This window comes from uncultured Flavobacterium sp., from assembly GCF_963925415.1.
GTDB lineage: Bacteria > Bacteroidota > Bacteroidia > Flavobacteriales > Flavobacteriaceae > Flavobacterium.
Map to the genome: position 1 here is coordinate 1 of NZ_CAWUTS010000022.1, position 11,515 is coordinate 11,515.

The 11,515-nt window shown below is 32.2% G+C and carries 8 protein-coding genes and 1 pseudogene; 1 reads left to right on the forward strand and 8 read right to left on the reverse strand.

Annotation, left to right across the window (positions count from 1 at the left end):
* From AABM47_RS01490 to AABM47_RS01520, 7 genes and pseudogenes are all read right to left on the reverse strand, one after another.
* A pseudogene (locus AABM47_RS01490) lies at nucleotides 1-194 on the reverse strand (methyltransferase); the annotation flags it as partial.
* On the reverse strand, nucleotides 194-1,312 hold the full coding sequence (locus AABM47_RS01495; protein ID WP_338409152.1) for an FAD-dependent monooxygenase: 1,119 nt from the start codon (nucleotides 1,310-1,312) through the stop codon (nucleotides 194-196). The gene AABM47_RS01495 and the pseudogene AABM47_RS01490, both read right to left, overlap by 1 nt.
* Before the next feature lie 38 nt (nucleotides 1,313-1,350).
* The gene (locus AABM47_RS01500) at nucleotides 1,351-4,041 is read right to left on the reverse strand and encodes a DNA gyrase/topoisomerase IV subunit A (RefSeq protein ID WP_338409153.1); all 2,691 of its coding nucleotides are present in this window, start codon (nucleotides 4,039-4,041) and stop codon (nucleotides 1,351-1,353) included.
* Between the two features lie 53 nt (nucleotides 4,042-4,094).
* Complete coding sequence (locus AABM47_RS01505) at nucleotides 4,095-4,274, reverse strand: hypothetical protein (RefSeq protein WP_338409154.1); 180 nt, start codon at nucleotides 4,272-4,274, stop codon at nucleotides 4,095-4,097.
* Between the two features lie 2 nt (nucleotides 4,275-4,276).
* Nucleotides 4,277-6,133, reverse strand: coding sequence for a DNA topoisomerase IV subunit B (locus tag AABM47_RS01510; RefSeq protein ID WP_338409155.1), 1,857 nt, complete (start codon nucleotides 6,131-6,133; stop codon nucleotides 4,277-4,279).
* Nucleotides 6,134-6,272: 139 nt separating this feature from the next.
* Entirely contained in the window at nucleotides 6,273-6,893 is a 621-nt protein-coding gene (locus tag AABM47_RS01515) for an L-threonylcarbamoyladenylate synthase (RefSeq protein ID WP_338409156.1), read from the reverse strand.
* Nucleotides 6,894-6,917: 24 nt separating this feature from the next.
* On the reverse strand, nucleotides 6,918-9,242 hold the full coding sequence (locus AABM47_RS01520; RefSeq protein ID WP_338409159.1) for a UvrD-helicase domain-containing protein: 2,325 nt from the start codon (nucleotides 9,240-9,242) through the stop codon (nucleotides 6,918-6,920).
* Between the two features lie 194 nt (nucleotides 9,243-9,436).
* On the opposite strand from AABM47_RS01520, the gene AABM47_RS01525 reads away from it, so the two are divergent.
* Nucleotides 9,437-9,958: a hypothetical protein gene (locus AABM47_RS01525; RefSeq protein WP_338409157.1), complete on the forward strand. Its 522-nt coding sequence runs from the start codon at nucleotides 9,437-9,439 to the stop codon at nucleotides 9,956-9,958.
* A gap of 218 nt (nucleotides 9,959-10,176) precedes the next feature.
* Here the strand turns inward: AABM47_RS01525 and creD are convergent.
* The coding region (creD, locus tag AABM47_RS01530; RefSeq protein WP_338409158.1) for a cell envelope integrity protein CreD at nucleotides 10,177-11,515 on the reverse strand (1,339 nt) is incomplete at its 5' end.

Here is an 11,515-nt window from a genome sequence, read left to right on the forward strand (position 1 = left end):
CCTACATCGACAATTGTTATTTCTTCTTTGGTACAAATTAGTTTTTTAACTCCTTGTAAAGTTAACTTGTTTCCTCCTAAAAACTGGTTTATAGCCGCTATTTTATCCAGTGCATCACGAAGTTCTTCCCCTTTTAAAGAAAAATCATCCATAATTTCATCTTCTTCTGTTCTGTATGTTGTATCGATAGTCATTATAAAGGTTTTCCGTGGGTTTTTTTTATAATTATGGGTAGTAAAAAAGGAACTTGGGTCAATAGATTCATCGTTATTTTTGAAAGATATGAATTCAATAAGAGTTTAGATAAATATTTTCCAAATTTAATTCTTTTAGCAAACGTTTTTTTCCAAACTACAGCATATTGTAATTCTAAATTTAATCGTGAAATTTTTTCTTGAAGAAAATCTGAAACTAAGTAACTTGCTATTTTAGAACTATGTATTGCCATTGCCATACCGTTACCACACAAAGGGTGAATTAAACCTGCTGCATCACCTAACATTAATATGTGATTTTCAATTTTAGGTTTTTCTTCAAAAGAAATTTGACTAATTGTTAATGGATTTTTAAACAGCAATTTGCTCTCTATAAATATTTGCTTAAGATTCTTGTTTTTATACATTACATTTTTCTGAAATTCTTCAATGTTCTTGTGTTTTTTAAAAGATTCATATTTAACTAAATAGCAAATATTAATTATATTTTTTTCAACTTTAGAAACTCCACAATATCCACCATCAAAGCTACTTAGGCCTACTAAATCATTAGGAAAGTTTCCTAAATAATGAGCTTTTACTGCGAGCCAAGGAGATTTTTGTTTAATAAATTTTCTATCCAATTGAATGTCAATGTTGGACCGTTTACCAAAAGCACCTAAAACAACTTTAGACGTATAAACTTCGTTTGATTGTGTATAAATAGTAAAAACATCATTTGAAAACTCAACACTTGACACGGTGTCTTTGAAAGCCTTTCCTCCTAGCTCAATAAATTTTAAGTACAAATAATTATCTAATTTATAGCGACTTACTCCAAAACCACCTAAAGGCAATTTTGATTCTATTGTTTTCCCTGAATGAGTAGATAATTGAGTTTTGTTGATTTTTGTAGGCTGTAGTGATTCAATATCTATCCCCAATTCATTTAAATAAGGTAAAACTTCATTGGATATAAATTCACCACAAACTTTATGTTTTGGAAACTCATTTTTTTCAATTAAAACAACGGTAAAATTTCTTTTTAACAAATCAATTCCAGCAGTTAAGCCTGCTAAACCTCCGCCAATAATAGAGACTTGAATATTATAATTCATTTTGCAAATATTATATTTAGTACTCTTAGTACTTTGATCTAATCAAGCGAAAGAGTCATTTGTCCATCATCATCTAAATCGTTTTGTATTTGTTCTGAAACGTTGTTTTCTTCGGTAACTTCTATATCCTCAGGAATTTTTTGAACAGGTTCTTCATAAGGTAAAGGTTCTAACAAATTAACTTGTTTGATTTTGTCTGTGGTTAATTGGTTTCCTAATGCTTTTAATCCTTTAACAGAAATAAATTCTTCTAAGTTAATTATTGAATTTTCTTTTTGAACCCCTTTTGTCTTTGCAAAAACAAATTCGGCCATGGGCTTCCAATCTGTTGTAACAATTTCTAGTTGAGATTTTGGATGTTCTGTAATAAAAAAGTCTTCCTTGTTTTCATTTTCAATTAAGAAACGTTTAATGTAATAACGTTCTTTTTCTCCATCGTAATAAACCGCTGATATGGGTTTGTTTGGGTTCCATTTTTCCAAAACAATCATATCTGTCTCAAAGTGAGTGGTCAGTTCTGGAATAATGGTTTTTATTTTTCCTGATTGATTGATGATTAATAAGCGGTCGTTTGGTCTAAATTCACCTAGTAACTCACCTCTTGCATCTACATTTAATCGTTGAACAGTATCGTCAAACCAAATTTTTCGGGGCCTAAGAGTAGAAATTCCTTTTTCTTTTAACTCAATTTTCTTAATAGGATATTTGGTTACTGTGTTTCCTTTTGATACTCGTCCTTTGATGAGTATTTCTGAAAAATCCATATCCCATTTCAGTTTTTTAACACTGCCTACTTGTCGTAATAAAATGGTAATAGATTCTGCTTCACCATTAGGATTAGCTGTAAAATATAAAATTTGCGAACCTGGTTTTTCTTGAGTTAAATGGTAATCTTTATCGCGAGTAACACCCGAAACATTAAAGCGTTTTACAAATGAAGCACCGCTTTTTCCATCGCGATAAATAAGGTTATAAATGGTTCTTTTATCATTTTTGTCAAATATGGCAATATGAATAATGTCTTTGCCTACAAATTTTTTCTCATCAACTTTTGTAATAATCATACGCCCATCTCGTAAAAAAACTATAACATCATCAATATCAGAGCATTCGCCAACATATTCGTCTTTTTTTAATCCTGTACCCAAAAAGCCTTCTTCCTTATTTACATATAATTTTGTGTTTCTTAAAACTACTTTTGTAGCTTCAATATTTTCAAAACTTCGCAATTCTGTTTGACGTTCTCTTCCTTTGCCGTATTTGTCTTTTAACATTTGAAAAAAAGCAACAGCATAATCTATAATATGATCTAAATCATGCTTCACACGCTGCATTTCGTCTTCTAATTTAGCAATGGAGTCATCTGCCTTATCCGAATCAAAACGTGTGATTCTTATCATTGGAATTTGCGTTAACTTTTGCAAGTCATCATCATTAATTTCGCGAACAAAATCTCGCTTAAATATCTCAAAACTTTTATATAAGTAAGTATATAGGGTTTCTCTATCAGAATATAATTTGAAGTCAATATACATTTCTTCTCGAATGAATATTTTTTCGAGGGTAGAAAAATGCCATTTATTTTCGAGTTCGTCTAACTGTATTTCCAATTCTCTTTTTAACAATTGAACCGTTCTGTTGGTTGAAATAGTTAACATTTCTGACACCCCTATAAACATAGGTTTATGATCTCCAATAACGCATCCTAGTGGAGCAATTGACGACTCACAAGCCGTAAATGCATACAATGCATCAATCATTTTGTCGGGAGAAATACCAGGCGTTAAGTGTATTAAAATTTCTACTTCAGCAGCCGTATTGTCTTCAATTTTTTTAACTTTAATTTTTCCTTTCTCATTGGCTTTCAATATACTATCAATTAATGTTGAAGTATTGGTTGAAAATGGAATTTGTGTAATTACCAATGTTTGTTTGTCTAATTGCGAAATTTTAGCTCGAACGCGCACACGACCTCCTCGAAGACCATCGTTATAATTAGAAACATCTGCAATACCCGCAGTTGGAAAATCTGGATATAGTGTAAAGGGTTTCCCTTTTAATATTTTTATAGACGAATCTATTAATTCAATAAAATTATGAGGTAATACTTTTGTAGAAAGACCAACCGCTATTCCTTCAGCACCTTGGGCTAATAGCAATGGAAATTTTACAGGGAGATTGATTGGCTCTGCACGACGACCGTCATAAGAAGTGCCCCAATTTGTGATTTTTGGAGAAAACAAAATGTCATGGCCTAATTTTGATATACGAGCTTCAATATATCGAGACGCTGCTGCACTGTCACCTGTGAGGATATTTCCCCAGTTTCCTTGCATGTCAATAATTAATTCTTTTTGACCAATTTGCACCATGGCATCACCTATACTGGCATCACCATGAGGATGATACTGCATCGTATGACCTACAATATTTGCAACTTTGTTATATCGACCATCATCTAATTCTTTCATTGAATGCATGATACGACGTTGTACGGGTTTAAAACCGTCTTCAATAGCTGGCACGGCACGTTCTAAAATTACATAAGAGGCATAATCTAAAAACCATTCTTTATACATACCCGTTACTTTTGTAATGGTATCTTCTGGGTTTTCGTTATTTTCATAAAAATGCTTCTCTCCATGAATTTTTACATCATCGAAACCTTTTTCGTTAGTAGATTCGTTATTTTCGTCTTCTGCTAAAGTGTTTTCTTCGTCTTCGTTCATTTATGCTGAATTTACATGTTCTAAATTTATTTCAGAATTCAGTATCTTTTTAATTAAAAATTATATATTTCTTTGCAAATATGTTCTTCTGTTTTAACAACAGTACCGTTTGAATACGTTAATGTATTGACAACTGTTTCGCATTCTTTATGATCATTTGAAAAATGAATAAACACAACAACAAATAAGAACACAATTAAAATAGAGCCTACTATAAAAACATTATTTTTCATAACTATTCTTTTTCAATCACATCCAATTCAACTTTCAAGTTATTGATTATAAACTCTTGTCGGTCGGGTGTGTTTTTACCCATATAAAACTCAAGTAGTGTTTCAATAGATGTTGCTTTATCTAGCATAATAGGGTCGAGTCTAATACTTTCTCCTATAAAATGTTTAAATTCATCGGGCGAAATTTCTCCTAATCCTTTAAATCGAGTAATCTCAGGTTTGGGTTTTAACTTTTCAATAGCATCAACTCGTTCTTGATCACTGTAACAATATATTGTTTCTTTTTTATTACGAACTCTAAATAAGGGGGTTTGTAAAATATACAAATGACCATCTTTTATCAATTCTGGAAAAAACTGCAAGAAAAACGTGATCAACAATAAACGAATGTGCATTCCATCGACATCGGCATCGGTTGCAATTACAATGTTGTTGTAACGCAAATCGCCCATATCTTCTTCTATGTTCATGGCAGCTTGCAACAAATTGAATTCTTCGTTTTCATACACAATTTTCTTTGACATTCCATAAGAGTTAAGAGGCTTTCCACGCAAACTAAAAACTGCTTGAGTGTTTACGTCCCTACTTTTGGTAATGGAGCCTGAGGCTGAATCTCCCTCAGTAATAAAAAGGGTACTCTCTAAACTTCTGGGGTTTTTTGCATCTGTTAAATGTACCCTGCAATCGCGTAATTTTTTATTGTGAAGATTGGCTTTTTTTGCTCTATCTTTTGCTAATTTTCGTATGCCCGAAAGTTCTTTTCGTTCGCGTTCTGCTTGAAGAATTTTTCGCAATAAAGCGTCTGCAAATTGTGGGTTTTTATGTAAAAAATTATCGAATTTGGTTTTGATAAAGTCGTTTACAAATGTACGCACCGTTGGTCCGTTTGGGCCTATATCTGTTGAACCTAATTTGGTTTTAGTTTGGCTTTCAAAAACAGGCTCTTCTACTTTTACAGAAATAGCAGAAACAATAGATTTACGTACGTCAGAGGCTTCAAAAGGCTTGTTGTAAAACTCTTTAATTGCTTTTACTATAGCCTCTCTAAAAGAGCTTAAATGCGTTCCTCCTTGTGTGGTGTTTTGTCCGTTTACAAACGAATGATATTCTTCTGAATATTGTGATTTACTGTGGGTTAATGCAATTTCAATATCATCTCCTTCTAAGTGAATTATTGGATAAACCATATCTTCTTCAGAGATGTTTTCATCTAATAAATCCTTAAGACCATATTCTGAAAAATACTTTTCATCATTAAAGTATATGGTTAAACCTCGGTTTAAATAACAATAATTTTTAAGCATCTTAATGACATATTCATTTCGAAACTTATAATTTTTAAAAATGGCTTCATCGGCAATAAAGGAAACTTTAGTACCTTTTCTTTTAGATGATTCTTGAATTTCTTCTTCTAGAGTCAAATTTCCTGCAGAAAATTCAGCAGATTTTTGTTGGTTGTCTCGAACCGATTCTACTCTAAAATAATTGGAAAGTGCATTTACGGCTTTAGTACCTACTCCATTTAATCCTACAGATTTTTTAAAAGCTTTAGAATCATATTTTCCACCGGTATTCATTTTTGATACTACATCAATAACTTTACCCAAAGGTATTCCACGACCATAATCGCGAACCGTTACCATTTTGTCTTTAATGGTTACTTCAATAGTTTTTCCGGCACCCATAACAAACTCATCGATGCAATTGTCAATAACTTCTTTGATTAAGATATAAATTCCATCATCTGGAGATGATCCATCACCAAGCTTACCAATATACATACCTGGGCGCATTCTAATATGCTCTTTCCAATCGAGTGATCGTATATTGTCTTCGTTGTATTGAATTTCTTCTGCCATTTTTTATCTCTCGAATTTGTGCTAATATAAGGCATTTCTTAAGATTTTAAAACAAAAAAAATAGAAGTTATTAAGAATGTTTTTGACAAAATTTAAACTTATATAATTGCGATGCTAAAAAAAAATAGATATGCTTTTTCTATAATATATCTAAACTTCCTTTTCCTTCCCGAATTACTACAGGTTCATGACCCGATAAATCTATTATGGTAGATGCAACATTATCACCATATCCTCCATCTATAACTAAGTCAACTTTATTTTGCCATTTTTCATAAATTAATTCTGGATCGGTTGAGTATTCTATAACCTCGTCTTCATCATGTATAGAAGTAGAAACTATAGGGTTTCCGAGCATGGCAACAATTTGTAAAGCTATATTATTATCTGGAACACGAATTCCAACGGTTTTCTTTTTTCTAAAATCTTTAGGCAAATCGTTATTGCCTGGTAAAATAAAGGTATAAGGCCCAGGTAAAGCTCTTTTAAGTATTTTAAAGGTAGCAGTGTCAATTTGTCTTACATAATCAGAAATATGGCTTAAATCGTTACAAATGAATGAAAAATCAGCTTTTTCTAATTTGATGCCTTTTATTCGTGCAACTCGCTCTAATGCTTTTGAATTTGTTATGTCGCAACCAAGTCCATACACCGTATCGGTTGGATAAATAATAATTCCACCGTTTCTCAAGACATCCACCACTTTTTTGATAGAGGCTTCGTTAGGATTATCTTGGTAAATTTTAATAAATTTAGCCATTAGTTTTACAGTTTAGTTTTTTACTTATGCCAATACTTCTAATTTGGCAAATCGCAATAATAATTTTTTAATACCACCTACATCAAAACGTATTTCGGCTTTTTTGTCACCTCCTACGCCTTCAATATTTAAAATTTCACCCTTTCCAAATCGTTCATGCATGATAGTGTTTCCAACTTCAACTTTACTTTCATTGGAGTTTGATGGCGAATTAGCGCTTAAGGGTTTTAATTTTCGAATGTTTAAATTAGGTGAATTTGCATAATTTAAATTTGTGGGCGGTGTTCCTATAGTTGGTTTTGCTAATCGCAATTTAGACTTATCAACATCTCCAAAAATATCCATATCCATCATCGGCTTATAGCGATAATTAGATTGTTCAAGGGGATTTAAATATTCTACAAATTGGCTGTCAATTTCTTCTATAAAACGCGATGGCTCACTGTCTACAAGTTTTCCCCAACGGTATCGCGATTGAGCATATGTTAAGTATGCTTGATGTTCGGCACGTGTTAAGGCAACATAAAACAACCGTCTTTCTTCTTCCAAATCGCTGCGTGTATTTAAACTCATAGCACTCGGAAATAAATCTTCTTCTAAACCTACAATAAATACATACGGAAATTCTAATCCTTTAGCCAAGTGTATCGTCATTAAAGCTACTCGATCTTCATCACCCGTATCCTTATCTAAATCGGTTGCCAAAGCAACATCTTGCATAAACTCAGATAAAGCTCCCCTTGCACCATCAATTTCTTTTTGCCCTTCAATAAAATCTTTAATTCCATTTAACAGCTCCTCTATATTTTCAATACGTGCAATTCCTTCGGGCGTTGCATCTTTTTTTAATTCTTGAACTAAACCTGTTTTTTTTGTGACATGGTCGGCCAAATAAAATGCGTCTTGATTTTCATTAATTATTTGAAAACTTTTTATCATGGTAACAAAATCTTGCAACTTTGTTTTGGTTCCTGCATTTAGTTTTAAATCAATTTTATCAATGTGTTCTAATACTTCAAAAATAGATCGTTTGTAATGATTAGCAGCAACTGTTAATTTTTCAATGGTGGTATTTCCGATTCCTCTTGCTGGATAATTGATTACGCGAATTAATGCTTCTTCGTCTTTAGGGTTAATTACCAATCTCAAATAACACAAAACATCTTTAATTTCTTTTCGTTGGTAAAACGACAACCCTCCATAAATGCGATACGGAATATCGCGTTTACGCAAAGCATCTTCCATAGCCCGAGATTGTGCATTGGTTCTATACAATATAGCAAATTGCCCGTTGTTTAGTTGCTTATTCATTTTTTGATCAAAAATAGTTGCAGCCACAAAACGCCCTTCTTCACCATCAGTCATGCTGCGGTGAATTTTTATTTTTTCTCCATCTTCATTTGCCGTCCATACAATTTTATCGAGTTTGGTTTTATTTTTATCGATAACATTATTGGCCGCTTCTACAATGTTTTTAGATGAGCGATAATTTTGTTCCAAACGATACATTTGTACGTTTTCATAATCCTTTTGAAAATTTAAAATATTACTGATATTAGCCCCTCTAAATGCATAAATACTTTGGGCATCATCACCTACCACACAAATGTTATGAAATCGATCAGATAAAGCTCTAACAATTAAATACTGGGAGTGATTGGTGTCTTGGTACTCATCAACTAAGATGTATCTAAATCGGTCTTGGTACTTGGCTAACACGTCGGGAAAACGATTCAGTAATTCATTAGTTTTCAACAATAAATCATCAAAGTCCATTGCGCCACTTTTAAAACAGCGTTCTACATAATTTTGATAAATTTCACCTAAACGAGGCTTTTTGCTCATGGCATCTGCCTCTTGTAAGTCTTGGTTGTTGAAATAGGCTTTAACGGTAATTAAGGAGTTTTTATAGGATGAAATACGACTTAAAACTTGCTTGGGCTTATAAATTTCTCTATCCAATTGCATTTCTTTTATGATTGCCGAAATTAATCGCACACTATCTTGAGTATCATAAATTGTGAAGTTTGAGGGATATCCTAATTTATCTGCTTCTGAACGTAAAATACGAGCAAAAACAGAGTGAAATGTACCCATCCAAAGGTTTTTAGCTTCACTACTACCCACAATATCAGCTATACGCTTTTTCATTTCGCGAGCTGCCTTGTTTGTAAATGTTAAGGCTAATATGTTGAAAGCATCAACATTTTGACTCATTAAATTAGCAATACGCACTGTTAAAACCCTTGTTTTTCCTGATCCAGCTCCTGCAATAACAATCATGGGACCATCTTTTTGCAAAACAGGGGCTCTCTGCGCTTCATTTAATTTATTGATGTGATCTTGAATCATAACTTTATTTGTAATCTACAAAAATAGGTGTTTCCTATTTTAATTACAACAGTATGTATTAAGAATACAAAATGAATTTATAATTATATTTTTTTATTTTATAATTATTGCCAATGCGCTATTGTCTTTTGCCTATTTGTTATTGGAATTTTAATATATTAATGTTTTCTTTGTGTTTGAAAATTATACACATGGATGCACCTAAGATTATTGAAATTGTTTCGTATACGTTACCCTCACTAATTACGGGTGGTATAGCTTATTTTTTGTTTGCCGCTCACTTTAAAGATCAACAAAATACACGAAGGTGGTTGTTGTTAAGAGAAAATCAAAAAGAGTCATTGCCGCTTCGTTTACAAGCTTATGAGCGCATGGTTTTATTTTTGGAACGTATACATCCTGCTCAATTATTGTTGCGTATGAATCCGTCTACAGCAGATAAAAATGATTATGCTACACTTTTAATTCATGCTATTCAAACCGAATACGAACACAATTTAACCCAACAAATTTATGTTTCTCAAGCGTGCTGGGAAGTTATAAACAAATCAAAAACTACTACTGTTCAATTGATTCGAAATACATCATTAAACACAACAATTGGAGATGCTAATCAATTGCGAGAAGCTGTTTTAACAGCCCTTACTGAAATTGAAGCTCCTAGTAGTGTTGCGATAAGTTTTATAAAAGAAGAATTGAAAAGTGTTTTGTAATATATCTTCAAAAACGAACAGTTTTTTTATTATTATCGCAGCCAATTAGCTTTGTTTATAACCTAAATAAAATCTTTTTTACCCCAACGATTTGGAGCTTTGCTATGGACGGCATTTTTAGCACAAATGTTGATGCGAAAAACAAATTTTGATTACCCACAAATGGGTCTGCCAGCTCAAAACCTCCCCTTTGCAAACGTGCTGTTATAAGCCTTTTTTTATTCATCCTTGTTATTAAGATTTAAGTTGTACCAGTCAATTTTTCGAGAAAAATACATTACAAGTCCGAGTATAATAAATATTCCAATACTTCCAATAAGTAAAGCATAGTCTTGAAGTTGTATAATCACAAATATGAAAGTATAAAGCACTGTCAATATTCCTGAAATCAGCATTGTCAGTTTGCTAGATTTTAGAATAGCTCCAACATAACCAGCGATAAGTATGAGTGTAGATAAAGCGGATATTATAAATGCAAGATTGTATTTAATATGTTCCGAAATTGAAAGCAAAAGGGTATAGAAAACAATTAGCGCTACACCTACAAGAATGTATTGGATTGGGTGAATAAACACTTTATTTAGAACTTCAATAAAGAAAAAAACTAAGAATGTAAATCCAATAAACAATATAGCATAGCGAATTGATCGATATGATTTTTGATAATTGTCAACTGGCAATATTAAGTCTATACCGAAAGAGGAATTGCTTATTGAGTGTCGAGTGCCTGTCCAAATTTGAGGGAAGTTTCTATTGAGGTGTAATACATTCCAATTTGCTTTAAATCCTTTTTCTGTTACTTCTCGATTGTCAGGCAAAAAGGCACCGTTAAAACTTGGGTTTGGCCAGTCGGAAGATAAATTAATATCAGTTACTTTTCCTACTGGCGTAAAATATAAAAGTTGGCTTCCTTTAAGGTCTAAACTAAACTTAAAACTATAAGTCGAGCTGTCATTTGGGTTAATATTAATTATAGCATTAATTCCAGAATTTACAACGTCATTAGAAGTGACACCAGGATTAAATGAAATTTTTTCGTTGTTCCAAGATAAGTTTACTTCTTCTTCTATTCCCCTTAAGTCGTTAATTCCAATAATAAATTCTGCTTTGTCGAAAAGAATATTTTTGGTTTGAATATCAACGGAAGCAAGGTCCAACTTATTAAATGTGCCAGAAATGTCAAGTTTAGAGTTATAAACAACAATTTCGTAAATCCCTCTGTAACGCTTTTCTGGATTTATATTACCTAAAATATTTAGTTGAGTAGGTAAAACGTGTAAGTATTCTTTTAATTGAACAATCTTTTCAATTGAGTCCTTCTTTGAAAATTCCTTTACATACCTGTAATAAGGAATAGAAATAAAAGGTCCTGAAATTGTCTGTTCTTCTGCCCATTTAGAACTAACTTCCCTGATTGCATCGTTTTGAGTCGCTTCTCTTTCTGTGATTAAACTTTTAATCATAGAAGTTGGGAATAGAAGTAACAATGTAATGATAACAATTGTTCCTATTTTGAAGTAAATGTTGTTTTTTAGAGTTTTCATATTATTTTGTTTT